A 22115-nucleotide genomic window follows, 5' to 3' on the forward strand; every position below is an offset into this window, starting at 1 on the left:
AAGATATAAAATTATGCTGTTGCTGTTCCATGAGGCAGCAAATCCCTAGATCAAGCCCTCATCACAAAAGCTATAGTAGGAATGGTCTGCAAGGATCAGGTGATCTACCACCAGCAAGTCCAGCAGCTTGCCCGCTTCCACAAGCTTTTTGGTAAGCTTGATGTCTTCTGCACTTGGCTTAAGATTTCCCGAAGGATGATTATGTGCGAGGATAATGTACGCGGCCTGATGCTCCAGTGCGGTTTTAAAGATGATTTTGGGGTCTGCAACCGTGCCGGACTGCCCACCTTTACTAACCAGGTGTTTAGACTTCACGTGATTTGCACGGTTCAGGAGCAGCATCCAGAACTCCTCATGATTGAGGTCTGCAAAGTCGGCATGGAGGTGCTGAAAGGCATCATGGGAGCTGCCAACTTTAACAACCTCCGCTCTGGCCGTTTCCTTGCGCCGGCGACCGAGCTCCAGCGCTGCAACGATGGCAATTGCTTTTGCCTCTCCGATTCCCTTAAACTTAGACAGTTCTTTGATTGAAGCCTTTCCAAAAGCATCGAGGTCATTTTGATAGGCTGTGAGCATACGCTTACTCAGGTCGACCGCAGTTTCTGTCCGGCTGCCCGAGCCAATTAAGATGGCTACCAGTTCCGCATCCGTTAATTGCCGTCTGCCATTAAGCATCAGCTTTTCCCTGGGCCGGTCAGCTTCGGCCCACATCTTAATTCCTAGTTTTTGTTCATAAAAATCCATAAACAAAAAAACGGGATAAGCAGCGCTTATCCCGTTCGGAATATTGTAAGTATATACTTAGCCTAAGCCATTAACAAATTTAGTTAACTTCGATTTGTTGTTAGCTGCTTTGTTCTTGTGAATAATGTTTTTCTTAGCTAAACGGTCTAACATAGAGATCACTTTAGGTAGTAATTCTTGACCAGATTTCTTATCTTCTGCAGCACGTAATCTCTTGATGAAAGTACGAGTTGTTTTTGCCTGATATCTGTTACGTAAACGCTTCGCTGCGTTTGCTCTTATTCTTTTTAAAGCTGATTTATGATTTGCCATTGTTTTTAGCCTATAATTTCTATTTTTTTCGGACTGCAAATATAGAACTTATGTTTTTAATTTACAAAACCCTTGTGAGAATATTTTTATTAACAGATTAAACCACGGGCATTTCCTGCTAATAAAGCGCCAAAATACGAATTTAAAGGCTAAATTGTTACTTTTGAAAAAAAGACTAACAGTGAAAAAACGAATTGCCATCTTTGCTTCAGGTTCAGGATCCAACGCTCAAAAGTTAATGGAGTACTTTAAGGATAGCACAGCAGCCGAAATCTCGCTTGTGTTAACCAACAACCCCGATGCATACGTTATTCAACGTGCAGACAACTTCGAAATTCCCGTACACATCTTCGACAGAAATGAATTCTACAAAACAGACCGGATACTGGATCTGCTTAATGATCTGAATATCGATCTGATCGTACTTGCAGGCTTCTTATGGCTTATTCCTGAAAATCTGATTAAACGCTACCGGAATAGAATAATCAACATCCATCCTGCTATCCTGCCGAAGTTTGGCGGTAAAGGTATGTATGGCGATCATGTACACCATGCTGTTATTGCAGCAAAAGAGGTTGAAGGCGGCATAACCATTCATTACGTGAACGAACACTATGACGAAGGTGAATACATCTTCCAGGCTAAGTATAAGATAGACAAGAATGACAGCCTGGAAATGATCAAGTTCAAAGGTCAGCAACTAGAACATTTACACTACCCTAAAATTGTTGAAAATATCCTAAAAAAGCTTCCTGAGTAGTTTTATTGCAGGTCCTTAAAATAAATCATCAAAAAAGGCTACTTTTGCGGCTCAAAATTCTTCACAGATGAGTCAATCAATAAAGATCAAAAACGCTTTAATTTCAGTCTATTACAAAGATGGTTTAGAACCTTTAGTACGTCTGCTGGCAGCACAAGGTGTTCAATTATTCTCTACCGGTGGTACCGAGCAGTTTATAAAAGACCTTAATTTACCAGTAACGGCAGTAGAAGATTTAACCGGATACCCTTCTATTTTAGGTGGCCGCGTAAAAACCTTACACCCGAAAGTATTTGGTGGAATTCTTAACCGTAGAGGCTTAAAAGAAGATCAGGAACAGATTGCTTCTTATGAAATTCCAGAGCTTGATCTTGTTATTGTAGACCTTTATCCATTTGAAGAAACCGTAAAAGCAGGTGGCACAGAACAGGAGATCATCGAAAAGATCGATATCGGCGGTATCTCCCTAATCCGCGCAGCAGCGAAAAACTTTAATGATGTCGTGATCCTTGCCTCTAAAGACGATTACAGCACCTTACAACAACAATTGGAGACACAAAATGGCGAGACTACATTAGCTCAGCGTAAAGCATATGCTAAAAAAGCATTCCACGTGTCTTCAGGTTACGATACTGCAATATTCAACTACTTCAATAACGAAGAGCCAATTAACGTTTTCAAGCAAAACATATCTTCAGCACAGGTATTACGTTATGGTGAGAATCCACATCAACAAGGTGTTTTTTACGGCAACCTGGATGAGATGTTTACCAAATTAAATGGCAAAGAACTTTCTTATAATAACCTCGTGGATGTTGATGCAGCGGTTGCCTTAATCGATGAATTTGAAGCACCTACTTTCGCCATCTTAAAACATACCAATGCATGTGGTGTCGCTTCAAGAGCAACCATTCTGGAAGCATGGAATGATGCACTTGCTTGTGACCCGGTTTCTGCCTTCGGTGGCGTACTTATCGCTAACCGCGAGATCGATCTTGCTACCGCAACCGAGATCAATAAATTATTCTTTGAGGTCCTGATCGCACCATCTTACCAGGCTGAAGCAGTGGAGCTTTTCCGCGCAAAGAAAAACCGCGTTATCCTTCAACGTAACGATGTCGAGCTGACTAAAAAACAGTTCAAGACCCTATTGAACGGCGTTATTGAGCAGGATAAAGACCTAAGCATTGAAGGCCCTGAACAAATGACACCAGTAACGGATAAACAACCTACTGAACAGGAATTACAGGATCTTTTCTTCGCAAATAAGATTGTAAAACATACCAAATCAAACACCATTGTTTTTGTTAAAAACCAGGTGTTGGTAGCGAGCGGTGTGGGTCAGACCTCCAGGGTTGACGCCTTAAAACAAGCGATCGTTAAAGCAGAATCGTTCGGATTTACCCTGCAAGGTGCAGTGATGGCTTCTGACGCGTTTTTCCCTTTCCCGGACTGCGTTGAAATCGCTGCAGATGCTGGCATTACTGCTGTTTTACAACCAGGTGGATCGATCAAAGATGCAGACTCGATTAATATGGCAAATGAGAAAGGTATAGCAATGTTAACCACTGGTATCAGGCATTTCAAACACTAAGTTTTTTTTCCGCGGATACAATAAAAAGCTGTAGTTTTACATTACTTATAGTACACAGAATTTTTCATATTTAAATTATCACCTATAAATGGGTTTATTTAATTGGTTTACACAAGAGGTTGCCATAGATTTAGGAACCGCAAATACCCTGATTATACATAACGATAAAGTAGTAGTTGACGAACCTTCTATCGTTGCTTTCGACCGCCAGACAAACAAAATTATAGCTATAGGACGCCAAGCCATGCAAATGGAAGGCAAAACCCATGATAATATCCGCACCGTTCGTCCATTAAAAGATGGTGTGATCGCCGATTTTAATGCCGCAGAAGCCATGATCAAAGGCATGATCCGCATGCTTAATGGTGGAAAAGGCTGGATGTTCCCATCCCTTCGCATGGTGATCTGTATCCCTTCCGGTATCACAGAAGTTGAAAAACGTGCTGTACGTGACTCTGCTGAAATTGCCGGTGCTAAAGAAGTTTATTTAATTCACGAGCCGATGGCTGCTGCTGTAGGTATCGGTATCGATGTGGAAGAGCCTATGGGTAACATGATCATCGATATCGGTGGTGGTACCACGGAGATTGCTGTAATAGCCCTTTCTGGTATCGTGTGTGACCAAAGTATCCGCGTAGCCGGTGATAACTTCGACTCTGATATCGTAAACTACATCCGTCGTCAGCACAACATCATGATCGGTGACCGTACCGCGGAAAAGATCAAGATCGAAGTTGGTGCTGCATTGCCCGAACTAACTGATCCACCTTCGGACTTCGCCGTTCAGGGAAGGGACCTGATGACTGGTATTCCAAAGCAGATTACCGTTTCTTACACTGAAATCGCACACTGTCTGGATAAATCCATTTCCAAGATCGAAGAAGCGATTCTTAAAGCGCTAGAGATTACGCCACCAGAGCTATCGGCCGACATCTATCAGACTGGTATTTACCTGACTGGTGGTGGTGCCTTACTTCGTGGTTTAGATAAACGTGTTGCAGCTAAAACCAAATTGCCGGTTCACATTGCCGAAGATCCACTTCGTGCGGTTGTTCGTGGTACTGGTATCGCCCTTAAAAACATCGGTGGTTATAAATTTTTAATGCAATAAAAACGGTGGTGAACCTCAACTATGCGTAACCTTTGGATTTTCATAAACAGATACAACGCATTTTTTCTATTCATCATATTTTTCTCTGTAGGACTGATTTTAACTGTTAAAAACAACATCTATCAGCAAAGTGCTGCCGTGAATTCTGCGAATGAAGTGATTGGCAACGCTTATGAAAAACTGAATGTTTTCAAGAAATACATCAACTTAGGCCGTGTTAATGATAGTCTGGCAGCGGAAAATGCCAGACTACATACGGCCATCTTTGCCTTGCGCAACATCGACTCTGCCAAGAACACGGTAGTGGTGGATACCACCACCAACTACCAATACACCTACCTTGCCGCCAGGGTTATCAAAAACTCCATCACTTTAAGGAATAACATCATCACGATCAACAAAGGTTCCCTTGATGGTATTGAGCCCGGCATGGCCGTTATCGCAGCAGATAAAGGTGTTGTCGGCTTTGTACGTGATGTGTCACCACACCTGGCCACCATCCAGTCCTTACTGCATAAAGACACCAAAATCAGCGTAAACATCAAAAAGAACAACGCGCTGGGCTCACTGGTCTGGGGCGACCGCAATGTAGACTTCCGCAAAGCTTACGTGAAAGAGATTCCCAATCAATACAAGATTAACCTGAGAGATACCGTGGTGACCTCCGGGTTCGGCTCCTTCCCTCCGGGCATTCCCGTGGGCCGGGTAAGCAACACCGGTATCGCTACCGGCGATAACTTCCTGACCATCGAGATCGCACTGTTCAATGATTTCAGTACCTTACAATACGTGAATGTCATTAAGCATAAATTCGCCCAGGAAGAGAAGGCTTTAGAAGCAAAACTGCCCAATGAATAGTAAATTAGTTTTCATCAACATCGTCAGGTGGATGCTCCTCCTTTTCATTCAGGTATTCCTGCTGCGGAACCTGGGCTTCTATAACCTTGCAACACCCTTTGTGTATGTGCTGTTTTTACTCCTGCTGCCATTCCGTACACCAAACTTATTGCTGTACCTGATTGCATTTGTCACCGGCATAACTCTCGATGCTTTTTACGACACCATCGGCGTGCACGTGGCCGCAAGTGTTACCCTCATCTATGTTCGTATCCTGTTCATCAGCGTCAGCGTTAACCGCGACGGCTTCGATGAACCCGAACCAACACTTGGAAATATGGGCTTTAAGTGGTTTTCGCTTTATGCGTTACTTTGTATCTTTGCACATCATCTGGTACTTTACTTGCTGGAAGCCTTTAAATTAACAGAGCTCTCTTACACCTTAATGCGGTGTTTATTTAGTGGTTTATTAACCATGTTAACCGTTCTATTGATAGAATTCGTTTTTTATAACAGGAAATTACGCTAATGGACAATTTGTTCGACAGGAAATATACGATCCAGGGTCTGTTTATCCTGGTTTGCCTGATCCTCATGGCCAAGCTTTTTTACATACAGGTGGGTAGCGATAAGTACTTCATCTCGGCAGAAAGTAACGTGCTCAAGAAGATCTATACTTTCCCTGCGCGTGGAGTGATCTACGACCGCAAGGGTAAGGTGCTCGTGCAAAATGAGCCCGTTTACGACCTCATCGTTATCCCCAATCAGGTAAAGGAGTTTGATACCCTGGATCTATGCAATACCATTGGTATTGACATGAAGGGTTTTCACAAGCGCTTTACCAAGGCGATGAACCAATCCCGGTACCAGCCATCGATCTTCGAGAAACAACTTTCCGTGCAGATCTATGCTTCGCTGCAGGAGAAACTCTCCAGGTTTCCAGGTTTTATGGTGCAGAACAGAACCATCAGGCATTACCCGGACAGCGTGGCCGGACAGTTCTTTGGCTACGTAAAAGAGGTAACCAAGAAAGATATCGAAGAGAATAACGGCTATTACCGCCCTGGTGATTACATCGGCAAAGCTGGAATTGAAAAGCAATACAATGATGTACTCCGTGGCGAGCGTGGGGTAATTAACATGCTCTATGATGCCCGTAACGTACCACAGGGAAGTTATGCGGAAGGAAAGTTTGATACCCTTGCCCGTGCAGGAGAAAAGGTCTACTCCTCGCTGGATATGGACATCCAGAAACTGGGTGAGCAGCTGCTACAGAATAAAGTCGGCAGTATTGTCGCCATAGAACCCGCGACAGGTGAAGTGCTGGCCTTTGTAAGTGCCCCAGGTTATGATCCGAACAGGATGGTTGGCCGCAGTCAGGGTAACAACTACATGGAGATCTTCGGTAACCCGAACCGCCCCTTCCTGGTACGACCAACATCTGGTTATTATTCTCCGGGTTCGGCCTTCAAACCTGTAAACGCATTAATCGGCTTACAGGAAGGTGTGATCGACCCGGAAACGCCTTTTAACTGCCCTGGTGGCTACCGCGCCGGCAATCACGTGGTGAAATGTGAGCACGTGGATGGAAACATCAGTCTACGCCGCGGACTCGCGCGTTCCTGCAATACCTATGCTTGTAATGTGTTCGCACGCATCATGACCCAGAAAAAATTCAAGAACAAGATTGCTGCCTACAACAACTGGGAAGAAAAAGTGCGTAAATGGGGCATCGGGCAAAAGCTCGAGATCGATATCCCCTTTGAGAAAAAGGGTATCCTGTTTACTTCAGACGAATACACCAAACGCTTTGGTAAGTACTGGGGCTATACCACGGTGATCTCCTTGGCCATCGGACAAGGCGAAATGAACACCACACCGCTGCAAATGGCCAACATTATGGCCATCATTGCGAACAAAGGTTATTATGTTAAACCGCACCTGATCAAAGCCATTGGCGAAAAGAAGACCATCAGCAAGGAATATGTACAAAAGAACTTTGTTGGTGTTGAAGAAAGACATTTCGAACCCGTAATCGATGGCATGCAGGAAGCGGTAAACAGTCCATGGGGTACTGCGGTGCTATCCCGCGTGCCGAACATCATCATGTGCGGGAAAACGGGTACCGTTCAAAATCCACACGGTAAGAACCACTCGGTGTTCATCGGTTTCGCACCACGTGATAATCCGAAGATCGCGATTGCGGTAATCGTGGAGAATGCCGGTTACGGAAGTACCTATGCTGCACCGATCGCCAGTTACATCACTGAAAAATATTTAACGGACTCCATCTCCAAAGGTCGTCAGGCACAGGTAGAATGGATGAAAAAACAAGTGGTGTTACCAATTATGCCGAAGCCAAAAGTAAAATACCAGCCGAAGCAAACGGAGGATACCACGAAAAAACAATTACCTGCAAAACTGGAAGCTACCCCGGTGACGGAGATCACGGCGCAGCCAAAACCAATTGAAATCACTAAATGAGTACACAACAAGGCAACAGATTCTTTTTTAACGTAGACTGGATAACTATCCTCATCTTTGTTGCGCTCTGTACCATCGGCTTCATCAACATATATGCTTCGGTATACAACCCCGATACGGCTGACGTGTTCGACTTCAGCAGCAACTATGGTAAGCAGCTTATCTTTATCCTTACTGCACTAATCCTGGGCTTCTCCATCCTGCTGGTAGATGCGAAGTTCTTCAGCGTCTTCTCCCCCATCATATATGGGGCTACAATACTGCTCTTACTGGCCGTACTGGTTGTGGGCCGGAATGTTGCCGGTAACCAGGCCTGGATCCCCATCGGAAGCTTCAGGCTGCAACCTTCGGAGTTTGCGAAGTTTGGTACTGCACTACTGATGGCGCGGTACATCAGCACCTTCAATCCGAAACTGCGCGACTTTAAATCCATCGCTTTTGCAGCGCTGATCGTGCTGGTACCGCTTGGGCTGATCATGCTGCAACCAGATACCGGTTCCGCATTGGTATTCCTTTCTTTCATGTTCCCCCTGTACCGGGAAGGCCTTTCAGGTTACTTCCTGCTTATATTCCTGGGCATGATCGTATTGTTCATCGCGGACTTTCTGATGCCCATCGGCCTGATCATCTTCATTATTGTCATGGTCTCGGCCTTCTTCATTTATCAGAACCGCAGAAAGCAAAAGATGATCTTCACCATTGTACTCGCGGCAATTGTTTCGATAGCTTATCTATATGTCGTTAAACTAACCTATACCAAGGTATTGGAACCCCATCAACGTAGCAGGATTGAGATCATGCTCGGGCTGAAGACGGATCCAAAAGGTGCGGGTTACAACGTGATTCAGTCTAAGATCGCAATTGGCTCGGGACAGACCTTAGGACGGGGATTTCTACAAGGAACCCAGACCAAATACGGTTACGTTCCAGAGCAGAGTACCGACTTTATCTTTTCTACCATCGGTGAAGAATGGGGTTTTGTAGGCTGCAGTGTTGTAATTGGCCTGTACTGCTTTATGCTGCTCCGGGTGATCAATCTTGCCGAGCGGCAACGTTCTACCTTCTCCAGGGTGTACGGCTACTGTGTAGCCAGCATTATCTTCTTCCACGTATTCATCAACATCGGCATGACGATCGGCATCATTCCGGTCATCGGAATTCCACTGCCATTTATCAGCTACGGTGGATCTTCGCTATGGAGTTTCAGTGTATTGCTATTTATATTCCTGAAGCTGGATGCCAACCGGATGGGCTTTATTTAGGGAAACGCTGGTGTAACAGTTCATAAAACTGATCTGCAGTACTTTGTTTTGCCGCCCAGTTGTGCTTCGTTGCATAATGCTTCTGCAGGAAGGTATCTGCAGTCTGGAAATCCGGCATTTTGTTCAGCAGGTCAATTGCCTCTGCATAGGCCAGATTATAACCGTCAAATAAATCTTTAACAAACAACAACTTTTCATTTAAGCTGATTGCACGCTTCAGATCCTGAATCACCGGTTTGGAGGTTTCCTGCTCCGGACGCGCATTGCTGCTCTGCCTGCTGGCAGCAAGCAGTTCATTTAAGGTCGGCTGGTGCGTTGGCGCCGCTGCAGGTTGCACGCTTGCAGGCTTTGCAGGTTCTGCGTATGGTCTTTCTGGCTCGGTATAAGTTCTTGCAGGCTCCGCAACAGGTTCTATCTCCGGCGAGACTGCAGGTGCTGCTGGTGCGGCAGGCTGACTAGGCGTTGTAAACACCGGGATCACGGGCTCTGGTACTGCGGCTGCAACTGGCGTTGGCGCAGGCAGTGGTTGAGGTGCTGGTTCAGGTGCCGGCACTGGTTCAGGTGTTGCTGCAGGTCTGCCTGCTTGTTCCTGTGCAACCAGGAAAGGCTCCGGTCCAACTTCATCTTCTTCCTCCACCGGGTCAGTTTCTGCAACCGGTTCATCATGGGCAATCTGTTCCGGTGGGATGCTACTGATGTCTATGTTACTGTACACCGGATGTACATAGCGGCTTGCAGGTTTCGGATCCTCCACTGGCTCCTCCACAGGAGCTTGTTCATAGGGTTCCTCCTCCGGTTCTTCGATCTCGTACAATTCCTTTTCCGGGTAGTCGTCGTCTCCATCTTCCTCCGGCGGGTTCGGATCAATCACCTGACTTGCACTCCCAGCGACGAGCTGTGGCTCCTCCCTCCGCTCATTAACAATAAATTCAAAGGTCGGTGTTTCCTTATCTGGGGTAAAGAAATCGTCAAACACCTTCGTCTCCCCGGCATTGCTGTCATCCAAGGATGGCTGTGCATGTTCCGGCAAGGCTTTTACGGGATGAAAACTGCTGATCTTCTTCAAGATCTGCACATGCTCCGATAAAAAATTGGCATTGGCGAGAAATAACTCGAGTTCCAGCTCACTGATCTGCTGTGGATCCGCTGACATGAACTGGTATTGTTCCTGAAGTTCATTCAGGATCGCGCCTGTTTTTTTCAAAAGATCTTCCTGTTTCATCATGATTATTAAACGGAGATTTATGTTTAATGTTTTTTCCTTATTTCAAATATAAGCGAATGGAACTAACAATATCAAAGCAGGCTTTAAATCCCGGCGGTTGTTACATTTTTTGTTACTTTTGTAGCCATAAGGTAACAACCTTTCCTTCCCCAAAAACAAGAATTTGAATGTTATTTAGTGAGCAGAATTACAGACGAGGCGAATATTGTGGCAGCATAGAAGTAGTTTGTGGATCTATGTTTTCCGGTAAAACCGAGGAACTGATCAGAAGATTAAAAAGAGCTCAGATAGCAAAACTTAACGTCGAGATTTTCAAACCCAAAACCGATATCCGCTACGACGAATCTGCTGTGGTGTCCCATAACGCAAATGCCGTACAATCCACCCCGGTTGATCATTCTTCTGCAATACTCCTGCTGGGGGCCAATACTCAGGTTGTAGGTATAGATGAGGCACAGTTCTTTGACGATGAACTGCCGGAAGTCTGCAACAAACTCGCCAATAAAGGTATCCGGGTTATCGTTGCGGGTTTAGATATGGACTTCTCCGGTAAACCCTTCGGCCCGATGCCGGCACTGATGGCGATTGCAGAACATGTGACTAAAGTTAATGCCGTATGCGTACGCTGTGGCAGCCCGGCCATGTATTCCTATAGAACCGTCACCAACGATTCCAAAGTGCTGCTCGGTGAAAAAGAGAGCTATGAGCCAAGGTGCCGATGCTGCTTTTACAGCAAAGATTAGGGCTGGCATAGTTTTTACGCTTCAGGTTCAACAGCAACCTTGAAACATGCCTTCTTCTGTCATCCATGCCTACGAATATGACGCCGCCCAGCACATCCTCACCATTACCTTTGTTTCTGGAAAGGTTTACGCCTACAAAGCCGTACCCAAGCAGATCTATGTAGGCATGCGCGGCGCTGTGTCTAAAGGCAGATATTTCAACAACTACATCAAAGACTTGTACGACTTCGAAGAACTGGTTTAATCACCTACATGCAAAATACGGAAGAGCTCCTCTATAAACAGGGTGGCTGATTTCTTCTTATGCACCCCTTTCTGCCAGAGAATGAAAGCCTGTTTGTAATACTCCTTACCCGAGATCGGTATGGCAACCAGATCTTCCCAGGTTAGAATAGCTTTCTCATTGATGATCGTTGCCCAGTTGCCCTCATCTACCATCGACAGCAACGAGTGTACATCATTCATCTCAATTTTTATGACCGGCGTAATCTTACCGCGACTGAACAGGCTATCCAACAGATCCCTGGAACTAAAACCCTTGCTCGGCAGGATCAATTCGACCTTTCCCAGCTCAGCCAGCGAAATCTTCTTCAGGCCTGCCAGGGGATGTCTTTTCGAGACCACCATCATGATACGGGAGGCATATAAATGCTGCATCTCCAGGCCAAGATCGTCAGCCTCGGATTTCTCATGGAATGCCAGTATCACATCCAGCTCGGCCATCTTCAGCTTCTGCTCTAACTCTCCCGCAGTTCCATATTCCACAACGATCTTGATGCCGGGATACTTAGAGGAAAATGGCGGCAAGGCGGGCAATAACATGGAACTGAAAGCATAGGTTACACCAATCCTCAACTCGCCGGTCACCAGATTATTGAGTTCATCAATGGCCTGTTTGGAACGCTTTACATCCAGCTGAATCTGCCTTGCATGCCCCAGGAAAACCTTGCCCGCTTCCGTAAGTCGCACCTGCTTACCTACCCGGTCAAACAACAGCATACCCAGCTCATCCTCCAACAGCTTGATCTGCTGCGAAAGCGTCGATTGCGTAACAAAGGATGCCGCCGCAGCTTCTGTAAAATGCAACAGCTCAGCAGCTTTAATGAAGTAGTTCAGTTGTCTTAATTCCATAAATCCCCCCGGTCAATCATCGATAAAACTAATCAATATCATTAAAACAATCAATTTTACTACTGTTTATATTATATGGATATTTGTAAGTGTAAAAATCACACTAACTATGAGCATATTCAGATCTTTAAAGTACCGCAACTTCAAGCTTTTCTTCTACGGACAGTCCATCTCACTTGTTGGAACCTGGATGCAGAAGACGGCCGTAAGTTGGCTGGTATACAGACTGACTGGCTCAGCACTGCTACTCGGACTGGTAGGTTTTGTAAGTCTTATCCCCTCTCTGGTATTATCACCTTTTGCAGGGAGTCTTATCGACCGCTACGACCGTTACAAGATCCTGATGATTACGCAAATCGTGTCGATGCTTCAGGCGGGTGCACTCGCTGCACTAATTTTCTTTCAGTTCTACAACATCCCCATGATCATTGCACTCAGTTTGCTGCAGGGTATTATCAATGCCTTCGATGTGACCTGCCGCCAATCACTTATGGTGGAGATGGTCGACAATAAAGAGGATCTTCCAAATGCGATCGCGTTGAATTCAACCATGACCAACCTGGCCAGAATTGCTGGCCCGGCACTGGCAGGGATTCTGCTAAGCGCCTTCGGTGAAGACTTCTGTTTCATTGGTAATTTCCTGAGCTACATTCCGGTACTGCTTTGTCTCTTCATGATGAAGCTAAACCTGACGATCACAGAACCAAGTCAGAAAAGCATCTGGCTTGAACTTGAAGAAGGTTTTAAGTATGTTGTGGGTGATAAGGAGCTCAGCAGCATGATCATCCTGATCGGGATCAGCAGCTTATTCGTCATTCCTTTTAATACGCTGATGCCGATCTTCGCAAAGGACATCTTCAATGGAACGGCCAGAACATTCAGTTGGTTTGAAAGTGCAGCCGGTCTGGGATCTGTAGCTAGTGCCATGTATATGGCCAATCTGAAATCTTCAAAGTTCCTGGTAAAGATTACCATGGTGGCAAGTATCATCTTTGGGTTTAGCCTAATCTTTTTATCCGTAGCCGGATCCTTGCCAATAGCCTTGTTCTTCATGACCATAACAGGTGTCGGCATGATGGCACAAACGAGTTCCATCAACACCTACATCCAGACACACGCCATCCCGGAAATGCGTGGACGGGCAATCAGCTACTTCGTTATGGCTTATCAGGGTATGATACCGATCGGTAGTTTATTGATCGGCTGGACGGCCAATGCTTTTGGCCCACGAATGGCCCTGACCATCGCAGGGGGCATCGGTTTGCTTGCAACAGCAGGATTTATGTTTTACAAACACAAGGTGAATGCAGCGAAACACCTTGCGTTTGAATAAGCGTTAATGGCTAGGTTGGATTGTTGATGTCCCTTAAAGGGCCATCTAAAGTATCCAGATCATCTTCATGAACGTTGGTGACATCGTCGTCGAAATCGTCATCATCATCATCTGCAAGTAAGTCATCGTCGTCATCGAAGTCTGCATCCAGATCATCCGGAATATCACCATCTACCAATTCGTCATCATCGTCGTCGTCCAGTGGTGTACCAATGTCGGTTAGGTCATCGTCATCATCATCCAGGGTTTGCGCCAATGGACCATCTGTAGCAAGCGAGCGGTTAGATCCTGTTCCTGACGTTAGCGGCTCACTCGGCGTATATTCGCCAGTTTCTAAAATGTTTTTTTCCTGGGTTTCCATAGGTTTAATATTAAAATTGTCCAACAATCAAATTGCTTAGGTCTAATAGCATAAACAATCAACCTGGGTCTTTGTTAAATATTAAAACAAATAAATAATGAAACAATTCCGCATTGAAATACCAGATAACGACACCCTCCAGATTTTTAGTATTACAGAACTGGGCGACAATCAATACGAGATCCATAAGGCCGGAGAACGCATCGGCATGATCCAGATTGATGGTGAAAGTCATGAGCATTGTAAAACCGTAGACTGTGAGATTGACTTGCCGCTACTAAACTCCATTCGGGAAGCAATCCTGGTTCACCGCGATTTAGCTTAGGTCGGTTGTTGCCCAGGCGCATACCTGGCGTTGACAAGGGGTTAACACGGCCCGGGCCCTGTCAACCCCCTGTCAACCCCCTGTTAACGCCTCGATAACTTAAAACCACAACACGTCTAAATACCGCTTCATAGCGAAATTGGCGCACAAAAAAATCCAGCCTTTTGGAGACTGGACTTTTAAATGGCTTGTATGCGCTAAAAATCTAATTTTACCCTGATTCCGGTGCCGATCAGCCTGAGGTTGTCGGCAGAGGTTTCCTTCATCGGCAGCTTTACAAATGGCTCCAGTGAAAGCGTGTTTTTCTTTGATAAGGGCTGTTTCACACCAAACGAAAGGTTGTAGAAACCTATATATTTATCGCCAAGGGATGCATCTGGTGCCGGTTCAGTCACCTTCTGGTTCATGACCACGATCCTTAATTCACCTGCCGTACCAGGGTCTGAGGAAACCGTCTGCATGGAACGTTCCTGAATATAGGTATTATTTTTACGCTCATTCAGTACCGCAAAAGCAGATACGCCAACATTGGCATAAAACTTCTTGCTGAGGTTGTACTTAATGCCAAGTGGAATATCAATACCGGAAACGCTAGCTTCTACAGATTGCAGATTCTTCGATTCCCCGGAAAAGAATGCGGCAGTATTTGGGGGTGCGGCGGGCACCTGGTTGGAAGCATTCATATCATTATAGGAGATCCCGGATACCAAAGAAACTTTTTTCGACAAGGCATAGCCCATGCTTACACCATAACCCAGGTTAAGTTTATTGTTGTTGGCAATTGAAGGGGCAACCATTACACCCAGCTCCCATTTATCCTGCTGTGCAGGGTTCTCCTTTGGGGCGACTTTAGTGCTTGCCAGAAGCTGCTCCCTTTCAAGTAATTTCTCAAAACTAGCGGAGCGTTCGCCTTGTTCCGGCATTGCGCTAATCGTAGGTACAGAGGGCTTGCTACGTAAGGACAGTCCTGCATTAAATTGCATTCTTCTTGCCCCGTTCAAATTCTGCAGCTGAATGTCTTGTTCAGGTGCCGTCAACATGGTCGTTTGTTCCAGGATTGCAGCGGAATCAACCGCACGGTAAGCATATTGTTGTACTATGCCTGCCTGCATTGCAGAATCCAGCAGCTCGTCGGTAGATTTTCGCTTTGCAGTGTAAATACTTCTGTCTATTTCCGGTAAGTCGGCGCCAGCCTCCAGATCTTCCGGTGTAACATCAGCTTTATTGTCTGATGTTTGTACTGGTGCAGCTTTCTTCTTTACCACATCCGTTTTAGGTTTTTCCACAACCTTATCAACATATAAAAATACAAAAGCGCATACCAGCAGCATGGCAGCAATGTTAAGGACCTGATAGAAACCAAAAAGGCGCTTCTTGTCTTTAGCAGTACTTTCATTAAATTTTTCCCATGCACCAGGCAGGTATGGCTCCTCATACGAGGCCATCGTCTTTTTGATGTGGGAAATCAACTCATCTTCTGAAGGTTTCATGCGCTTAATTGTATAGAATATAGTTCCCTAAGTTTATTTTTCGCTCTAGTGAGGTAAACCCTGCTGGAGCTTACCGGAATATCAAGCGTCTTTGCTATTTCATCGTGCGAATAGCCTTCAATTTCATACATATTAAAAATAATGCGGTGCGTGTCTGGCAAAGCATTTAGCAGTCTCATAATATCCTGAGCATTCAGTTGTGCAATTGCACTTTCAGGTGTTGCAGTGTGTTTATCTTCTGGAATGTCATCCACATTCAGGTACACCTTTTTGCTACGCAGGAAATCTATTGCCGTACGGGAGGCTACTCTGGACGACCAGGCTCGAAAAGCATTCTGCAATTGTGCAGGATCCTGCGGGTGACGGAAGGTGTGCAGGTTTTTGAAGATCTTAATGAAGCTATCGTTCACAAGTTCTTCAGCATCTGCGCGCTCTCCAACATAGCGTAAAATCACGGCAATCAGGTAGCCGTAAAATGACTTGTAGATCATTTCCTTACACTTATTGTCTTGCCTTAAACAACCTGCCAGAATTTCCTCAAAGGTGGACATACGTATTCTGGACAGCAGGGTATACGATCATATTGATGCGCAACAGATTAACAATGAATTTATTTAAACCGGCCCGGTATGCTGGACCGGTTTAAGGGTCAAACTTAGTGTGTAAAAATGGCAAGTCCAAGTTTTGTTGAGTCGGTTGCGGCTTTTAATCCTTTTACCCAGATCGTATAGGTTGCACCTGATTTGATCTCAACATCTGCCAGGGTTGCTTCAACAGCACCTGTAGCTTTGTTTTTAGCAGTAAAAGTTACCTTAGGCGCAGCATCGATCGTCGTAAACTCAGAGTATTGTTTGTATGCTTTGTCGGTCACAAGGTCTGTTGCAGCAGTGCCTACCGCAAGGTTTAAAGCAGGGGCATCAGGGCTAACATTCACAAAGCGAACATTTGCTTTTCCGCTTGCTGGCATGGATACACTGTCTTTTACCATCAGGAATTTCAATGAATCCACTTTACCGATTACGAACAGGGAATAACCGCGCTCTGGGGCAAAGTTGAAGTTCTCACTTGCAAGGGTTGTCTGACTTCCCTTTTTAGTGATACTGATCTTGCTGGTTCCGGAATACAGATTGTAGTAGCCTAGCTTTTTACCTAAACCGAAGTTCTCGTTGTTGCCACGTGTGTTGTTCACGTAGAAGTCTAACAACTCGGTTGTTGGCGAAGCATTAATCATGTTTAAACCTGAAACCGCTGGTGCAGGCGTATTATCAAAATCCTTTGAACAGGATGTTATTACCGCAGACAAAGTCAGCGCTGCAAACAGCATTTTAAAGGACGATTTAAGATTAGTTGAAATTTTCATAATTCGTGATTTTAATATTGATGATCGTTATTGGCCTTTAACATTTTAACCTCTAAACGGCTGCACCATACCAAACGCTACAAGCTTTGAAAAAATTTGCGCAACATGCCAGGGGCATGGCAGCCAGCCCTCCTGAACCAGGTTGATAAAAAGAGACAAGGCTCCCCTGCTGATGCAGAAGAGCCTTGTCTCTTAGATTGCTATTGTTGGTTATGCAAGACGAATTGCCTCTGCAAGTGCCTTTGCTGCTGCAGCAGGATCTTCCGCTGCATAAATTGCTGCACCTGCAACCGCTACCTGAGCGCCTGCTTTAATTACCGCGTCGATGTTGTTGATGTTTACACCTCCAGCGATGGAAACCGGTACACCTACCACTGATGCTTCGTCGATAAGTACCTGAATAGAATAACCTTCAGCCCATTGCTCGTCTAAACCAGCATGTAGTTCTACGAAATCCACACCCAGTTCGGTCACTTCACGTGCACGTTTCACACGGTCAGGATGACCAATGGTATCCACCACTACCCCTTTGCCATGTGCTTTAGCAGCCTTCACTGCGCCAATGATGGTCGCATTTCCAGAAACACCCAATACGGTCACTAGATCTGCACCAGCTTTAAAAGCGATGTCCGCTTCCAGTTCCCCGGCATCTGCTGTTTTTAAATCTGCAAATACCAGTTTATCCGGATGTGCAGCTTTCATTGCAGTGATCACGGTTGAACCCATGTTTTTGATCAATGGGGTACCCAGTTCGATAATGTCTACATAAGGTGCAACTTTCGCCGCAAGTGCTAATGCTTCTTCTGTTGTTAATAAATCTATTGCTACTTGTAATCTTGCCATTTTATTGAAATTTTAAATTGATGATTGTATTTGTTGATCGCTAAACCTTATTCCAGGTTCGCATGTCTTTTCCAGAGTTCTTCGGCAGGTATACCGGACGATTTCCAAAGCTGATGGAATATCGCGTCACTGAGCAGGAGTAGAAATTGCTCGAACAGTCCACCAGCATATTGTCTTGAGCGGTTGTTGTCGTGGTCCTGCTTATCTGCGGCAGGGATGTGCAGGATCAGGTCTGCAAGTGCTGCGAGTGGTGATTTGCCTTGTGTCGTTAGCACCGCTACCGCCGCGCCGACTGAGCGTGCTTTGTCGGCCGCTTTAACGATGGTGCTGGTGGTGCCAGATCCAGAGGCTGCGATTAACAGGTCGCCCGACTGAATTGCAGGGGTCGTTGTATCGCCAACGAAATGGACCTTCAGTCCAAAGTGCATGAGCCGCATTGCTGCGGAGCGCATCGCAAATCCGGATCTGCCGGCCGCAATAATGAATATGTTTTCCGCACCCTGAATGTATTTCATCAGCGCTTCTACCTCGTTGAAATCAATCTGATTCAAGAGCCAGCTGTTCTCCTCCAGAATCATGTTCAAATTTGTCTTCAGCTTCTTTGCAGTTTCTGTCTGGTTTTTTATGGTCTGCATACTTGTATGGTTTGTGGATCAAAAGTACCTGCCAGCCCGGCGGCCGTGATTACACGATATGCCCCAAAGGGTGTACAATTTGGAAATACAAGTAAGCCGAAAGTCATAAACAACAGCCTTAATCAGGCGATTTCCATATTGTGCACCATTATTGCCGGATCATCCAACAAGCCCTTTTCGCAGCCCTTACCTTTGTAAACCATGAGCACCGCACAACATCCACCGCTACAGAAGTCTGTTATTTACATCAGAAACTTGGCAAATTGTCCACCCAGCTATCTGAATGATCCAAGCAGGAAAGATTTTTTTGAAATTGTATGGCTAAAGAATGAACTGCCTTTACACGCACTGAAGAACCCCGAACTGCAGGTTAAAGGCGACTGGATCTACCTGATCCCACCCTACCGGGTGCATCAGCTGAACAAGGCCGGAAAGAATGGCGTGCTGATCTCCTTCAAGCAGGAGATGCTGGAAGATGAAGACAAGGAATTTTTGCTGGACCTGTTCAAGGTGTTTAACGTTCAGGGAGAATTTTCCTGTTTGCATTTGGCAGTAGCGGAAGCTGCAGCACTGGCAAGCGTTTATGAGCTGCTGGAGCAGGAATATCAAACCGCTACGAATAGCTACCTTATTGTAAAAGCATTACTGAAGGTCTTTCTCTTAAAACTTATGCAGGTTAAAGAGCAGCAGTCTACCAGCCACGACATTAACCAAAAGCGGGTATATGCTTTTTTCATGTTGCTGGAAGATCATTACCAGGAGGTTAGAAATATAGAATTCTATGCCGAAAAGCTTGGCATCAGCGCTAAACGGCTTAATCAGATCTTAAAGGAGAACCTCGATAAAACCGGGATGCAACTCATCCATGACCGGGTGATCCTGGAAGCAAAGCGGAACATCATTCATAGTGAACGTACGATCAAGGAAATTGCCTACTATCTTAACTTTTCAGACCGTCCGTATTTCAGCAGGTTCTTTAAAAAGCAAACCGGACAAACACCGGAGGAATTCCAGAAAGAAGTGAAGAATCATATAGAATCGAAATTCAATACCCTGGTTTAGGTTTAAACCAGGGTATTGAAAGGGAATACTATGAGGCGCAGGCTAATTGCAGGAGCCTTAGTTAACTTCAATTTGTACCTGCGCAGCCTGCAGACCTTCGCTGCTCGCGCTTAAGGTTACCTTCGAAGCTTTACTTCCTGCTTTGATGATTGCAAGTGCCAGACCATTGAAGGCCTTCCGGTGATTGGCCTGGAAAGACTCGTGACTTATTGGACTGCCATTATCAACAGCCCTGATTTCAGCATCACCTTCTATTTTGAAATTGATCAGGTTTGCCGCATCCGGAACCAGGTTACCATCTTTATCCAGCACGCGTACCGTTACAAAGGAAAGATCTTTCCCGTCTGCATGGATCTTGCTTCGATCGGCGGTAAGTTCAAGCTTGGCCGCTGCACCCGCTGTACGGATCACCTTTTCCAGTACGGTCTTGCCGCTTTTCCGGGATACGGCTTTAAGTTCACCCGGCGCATATTTCAAGCGCCACATCACCTTCATGTCCTGACCTTGTTTAGACTTCTTACCCTGTGATACGCCATTCAGGTAAAGTTCAACTTCGTCGGCCTGACTATAATAGCTGATCACATCGATCTCTTGTCCATCTTTCCAGTTCCAATGCGGCATAATGTGTAACACCGGCTCATTGGTCCAGGCGCTTTTGTACAAGTGGTATACGTCTTTTGGAAATCCAGCGAGGTCCATAATGCCGAAGTAAGAACTTCTTGCGGGCCAGGTGTAGGGCGTTGGTTCGCCCAGGTAATCAAAGCCGGTCCATACGAACATGCCCGATACCACAGGATTGTTCTCAAATGCCTCCAGAGTTTGCTCATGTGAGGAGCCCCAGGGCGTATAGCAGTTGTCATAAGCAGAACAGCTGAAGTCGTCGTTACCAGTAAGTAATGGTAGATCCCAGCGTACCGGCCAGATTCTCGCACTGTCAGATTTCATATCATAACTTCCACGCGTCTGCAAGGCCGAGGTGGTTTCCGAAGCAATCAGCTTCTGTCCAGGATAAGTTTTATGGAAATCCTTCCATTTGTCGTGGTTGTAATTGTAGCCGATCACATCCAACGCGCCGGATAAAACCAGGTTGTTATTCGCTTCTACATTATTATTCCCTGTAGTTATGGGGCGCGTTTTATCAAGGTTTCTCACAATTGCCGCGAGCTCACGTGTAATTACCCTGCCGCTGGTGTCGGCACCTGTTCCACCTTGTTCCGGAATCTCGTTTCCTATGCTCCACATCATCACCGAAGGGTGGTTACGATCCCGCAGGATCTGGTCTTCAAGGTCTTTCTTGTGCCACTTATCCCAATCCAGGTGATAATCATAATCACTCTTCTTTTTAACCCACATATCGAAAGCTTCATTCATTACAATGAAGCCCATCTTATCACAAAGCTCCAACAAGGCTTTCGCAGGAGGATTATGAGAAGTACGCAGGCCATTCACACCCATGGATTTAAGGATCTCCAATTGTCTTTCCGCCGCACGCACATTAAATGCCGCGCCGAGTGCACCGAGATCATGATGCATACACACACCTCTGATCTTCATTTCTTTACCATTCAGACTGAAGCCCTTGTGCTGATCAAAGCTGAAGCTGCGGATGCCCAGTGGGGTATCATAGCGGTCAACTTCCTTACCATTTACAAGGACCTGTGATTGCACCGTGTACAGGTAGGGATGCTCGACGGACCAGCGATTAGGATTTTTCACTTCCAGGCTTGTTGTAAAAGGTCCTGTTCCGCCCAGCTGCACTTTCGGGGTTGTGCTGGCAACTACCTTTTTGCTTGCATCAAGGATCTGGGTTTTAATTTCCGCAGCCTGCTTTTTACCCGCCGCAGCAACGCTGAGTTCTACCTGCACTTTTGCCGACTGCTCGGTCACTTCGGGGGTGGTCACATAGCTGCCCCATTGTTCAACATGAACAGGATTGGTGGTCAGCAACTTTACGTCCCGGTAAATGCCGGACCCACTGTACCAGCGGCTATTTGGCTGTTTAGCATTATCAACCTTTACGGCGATGGTGTTCATGCCGCCATAACGCAAGTGCCTGGATAAGTCATAGCGAAAAGCGATATAGCCGTTCGGCCTTTTACCAAGGTAATGGCCATTGATCCAAACCTCAGCATTGCGGTACACCCCATCAAAATCAATGGCGATGTATTTGCCTTTGGCACTGGCCGGCACCTGGAATTGCTTCCGGTACCAGCCTGTTCCGCCGGGAAGTGCCCCACCACCAACAGTGGCCGGGTGATTCTTATCAAACTTACCTTCAATGCTCCAGTCATGGGGCAGATCCAGTGTTCTCCAGGTTTTATCGTTTAACTCCGCTGCGGACCAGCCGGCCTGATCGCCAAGCGTAAACTTCCAGCCTTTATTGAAATCCAGCTCCTGGCGTGGCTGCTGCTGTGCAAATGTTTTAGTTCCCCCGATGCATAACGCAAACAGGAGAACCAAATATGTTTTAGACTTCTTCAAATGTTGTTTCTTCTAGGTATTT

The 22115-nt window shown here is 45.8% G+C and carries 23 protein-coding genes; 12 read left to right on the plus strand and 11 right to left on the minus strand.

Translation table 11 applies throughout. The annotated features are described in order from the left end of the window. Positions 1 to 45: 45 nt before the first annotated feature. Together radC and rpsT are read right to left on the minus strand one after the other, a co-directional pair. Positions 46 to 744 (minus strand): RadC family protein, encoded by a 699-nt coding sequence (radC, locus tag ACTHQF_RS00345; protein WP_440427701.1) that lies wholly within the window; start codon positions 742 to 744, stop codon positions 46 to 48. A gap of 57 nt (positions 745 to 801) precedes the next feature. Next, positions 802 to 1056: a 30S ribosomal protein S20 gene (gene rpsT, locus ACTHQF_RS00350; protein WP_440427703.1), complete on the minus strand. Its 255-nt coding sequence runs from the start codon at positions 1054 to 1056 to the stop codon at positions 802 to 804. 181 nt (positions 1057 to 1237) lie between these two features. On the opposite strand from rpsT, the gene purN reads away from it, so the two are divergent. The 7 genes from purN (at position 1238) to rodA (ending at position 9104) form a co-directional block, all read left to right on the plus strand. Continuing rightward, complete coding sequence (gene purN, locus ACTHQF_RS00355) at positions 1238 to 1816, plus strand: phosphoribosylglycinamide formyltransferase (RefSeq protein WP_440428977.1); 579 nt, start codon at positions 1238 to 1240, stop codon at positions 1814 to 1816. A 67-nt stretch (positions 1817 to 1883) separates the two neighbouring features. Then, entirely contained in the window at positions 1884 to 3410 is a 1527-nt protein-coding gene (gene purH, locus ACTHQF_RS00360; protein ID WP_440427705.1) for a bifunctional phosphoribosylaminoimidazolecarboxamide formyltransferase/IMP cyclohydrolase, read from the plus strand. Positions 3411 to 3498: 88 nt separating this feature from the next. After that, positions 3499 to 4521 carry a rod shape-determining protein gene (locus ACTHQF_RS00365; RefSeq protein ID WP_440427706.1) on the plus strand — a complete coding sequence of 341 codons (1023 nt, stop codon included), beginning with the start codon at positions 3499 to 3501 and terminating at the stop codon, positions 4519 to 4521. A 21-nt stretch (positions 4522 to 4542) separates the two neighbouring features. Further along, complete coding sequence (mreC, locus tag ACTHQF_RS00370) at positions 4543 to 5379, plus strand: rod shape-determining protein MreC (RefSeq protein WP_440427708.1); 837 nt, start codon at positions 4543 to 4545, stop codon at positions 5377 to 5379. Then, positions 5372 to 5887 carry a rod shape-determining protein MreD gene (locus ACTHQF_RS00375; RefSeq protein WP_440427710.1) on the plus strand — a complete coding sequence of 172 codons (516 nt, stop codon included), beginning with the start codon at positions 5372 to 5374 and terminating at the stop codon, positions 5885 to 5887. Before mreC ends, ACTHQF_RS00375 begins: the two co-directional genes overlap by 8 nt. Further along, positions 5887 to 7842 (plus strand): penicillin-binding protein 2, encoded by a 1956-nt coding sequence (gene mrdA, locus ACTHQF_RS00380; RefSeq protein ID WP_440427712.1) that lies wholly within the window; start codon positions 5887 to 5889, stop codon positions 7840 to 7842. Before ACTHQF_RS00375 ends, mrdA begins: the two co-directional genes overlap by 1 nt. Then, complete coding sequence (rodA, locus tag ACTHQF_RS00385; RefSeq protein WP_440427714.1) at positions 7839 to 9104, plus strand: rod shape-determining protein RodA; 1266 nt, start codon at positions 7839 to 7841, stop codon at positions 9102 to 9104. The genes mrdA and rodA overlap by 4 nt, the downstream gene beginning before the upstream one ends. Here rodA and ACTHQF_RS00390 read toward each other — a convergent pair. Continuing rightward, a complete protein-coding gene (locus tag ACTHQF_RS00390) occupies positions 9097 to 10329 on the minus strand; it encodes a hypothetical protein (protein WP_440427716.1) in 1233 nt (410 codons plus the stop codon). The two genes, rodA and ACTHQF_RS00390, sit on opposite strands and share 8 nt — an antisense overlap. A 167-nt stretch (positions 10330 to 10496) precedes the next feature. Between ACTHQF_RS00390 and ACTHQF_RS00395 the strand changes: the two genes are divergently transcribed. Both ACTHQF_RS00395 and ACTHQF_RS00400 read left to right on the plus strand, forming a co-directional pair. Further along, complete coding sequence (locus ACTHQF_RS00395) at positions 10497 to 11072, plus strand: thymidine kinase (protein ID WP_440427718.1); 576 nt, start codon at positions 10497 to 10499, stop codon at positions 11070 to 11072. 46 nt (positions 11073 to 11118) lie between these two features. Then, positions 11119 to 11316 carry a KTSC domain-containing protein gene (locus tag ACTHQF_RS00400; RefSeq protein WP_440427719.1) on the plus strand — a complete coding sequence of 66 codons (198 nt, stop codon included), beginning with the start codon at positions 11119 to 11121 and terminating at the stop codon, positions 11314 to 11316. On the opposite strand, the gene ACTHQF_RS00405 is transcribed toward ACTHQF_RS00400, so the two are convergent. Further along, entirely contained in the window at positions 11313 to 12203 is an 891-nt protein-coding gene (locus ACTHQF_RS00405) for a LysR substrate-binding domain-containing protein (RefSeq protein ID WP_440427721.1), read from the minus strand. The two genes, ACTHQF_RS00400 and ACTHQF_RS00405, sit on opposite strands and share 4 nt — an antisense overlap. A 109-nt stretch (positions 12204 to 12312) precedes the next feature. Here ACTHQF_RS00405 and ACTHQF_RS00410 point away from each other — a divergent pair, with 109 nt between their 5' ends. Further along, positions 12313 to 13536 (plus strand): MFS transporter, encoded by a 1224-nt coding sequence (locus ACTHQF_RS00410; protein WP_440427723.1) that lies wholly within the window; start codon positions 12313 to 12315, stop codon positions 13534 to 13536. 10 nt (positions 13537 to 13546) lie between these two features. Here the strand turns inward: ACTHQF_RS00410 and ACTHQF_RS00415 are convergent, their stop codons facing one another. Then, positions 13547 to 13897 (minus strand): hypothetical protein, encoded by a 351-nt coding sequence (locus ACTHQF_RS00415; RefSeq protein WP_440427725.1) that lies wholly within the window; start codon positions 13895 to 13897, stop codon positions 13547 to 13549. A 97-nt stretch (positions 13898 to 13994) separates the two neighbouring features. Here ACTHQF_RS00415 and ACTHQF_RS00420 point away from each other — a divergent pair, with 97 nt between their 5' ends. Further along, positions 13995 to 14222 (plus strand): hypothetical protein, encoded by a 228-nt coding sequence (locus tag ACTHQF_RS00420; protein WP_440427727.1) that lies wholly within the window; start codon positions 13995 to 13997, stop codon positions 14220 to 14222. A 197-nt stretch (positions 14223 to 14419) separates the two neighbouring features. On the opposite strand, the gene ACTHQF_RS00425 is transcribed toward ACTHQF_RS00420, so the two are convergent. From ACTHQF_RS00425 to hxlB, 5 genes are all read right to left on the minus strand, one after another. Continuing rightward, on the minus strand, positions 14420 to 15712 hold the full coding sequence (locus ACTHQF_RS00425; protein ID WP_440427729.1) for a hypothetical protein: 1293 nt from the start codon (positions 15710 to 15712) through the stop codon (positions 14420 to 14422). Next, positions 15709 to 16203 (minus strand): RNA polymerase sigma factor, encoded by a 495-nt coding sequence (locus ACTHQF_RS00430; RefSeq protein WP_440427731.1) that lies wholly within the window; start codon positions 16201 to 16203, stop codon positions 15709 to 15711. Before ACTHQF_RS00430 ends, ACTHQF_RS00425 begins: the two co-directional genes overlap by 4 nt. A gap of 164 nt (positions 16204 to 16367) precedes the next feature. After that, positions 16368 to 17072, minus strand: a complete 705-nt coding sequence (locus ACTHQF_RS00435) for a DUF4397 domain-containing protein (RefSeq protein WP_440427732.1) — start codon at positions 17070 to 17072, stop codon at positions 16368 to 16370. 210 nt (positions 17073 to 17282) lie between these two features. Next, positions 17283 to 17915, minus strand: coding sequence for a 3-hexulose-6-phosphate synthase (gene hxlA / locus ACTHQF_RS00440; protein WP_440427734.1), 633 nt, complete (start codon positions 17913 to 17915; stop codon positions 17283 to 17285). A 47-nt stretch (positions 17916 to 17962) separates the two neighbouring features. After that, entirely contained in the window at positions 17963 to 18550 is a 588-nt protein-coding gene (gene hxlB / locus ACTHQF_RS00445; RefSeq protein ID WP_440427736.1) for a 6-phospho-3-hexuloisomerase, read from the minus strand. Between the two features lie 201 nt (positions 18551 to 18751). On the opposite strand from hxlB, the gene ACTHQF_RS00450 reads away from it, so the two are divergent. Further along, entirely contained in the window at positions 18752 to 19612 is an 861-nt protein-coding gene (locus ACTHQF_RS00450; RefSeq protein ID WP_440427738.1) for a helix-turn-helix domain-containing protein, read from the plus strand. 57 nt (positions 19613 to 19669) lie between these two features. Here ACTHQF_RS00450 and galB read toward each other — a convergent pair whose 3' ends face one another. Next, the gene (galB, locus tag ACTHQF_RS00455; RefSeq protein ID WP_440427740.1) at positions 19670 to 22093 is read right to left on the minus strand and encodes a beta-galactosidase GalB; all 2424 of its coding nucleotides are present in this window, start codon (positions 22091 to 22093) and stop codon (positions 19670 to 19672) included. Positions 22094 to 22115 lie beyond the last annotated feature (22 nt).

The sequence above is a fragment of the Pedobacter sp. SAFR-022 genome (assembly GCF_051965375.1).
Lineage (GTDB): Bacteria > Bacteroidota > Bacteroidia > Sphingobacteriales > Sphingobacteriaceae > Pedobacter.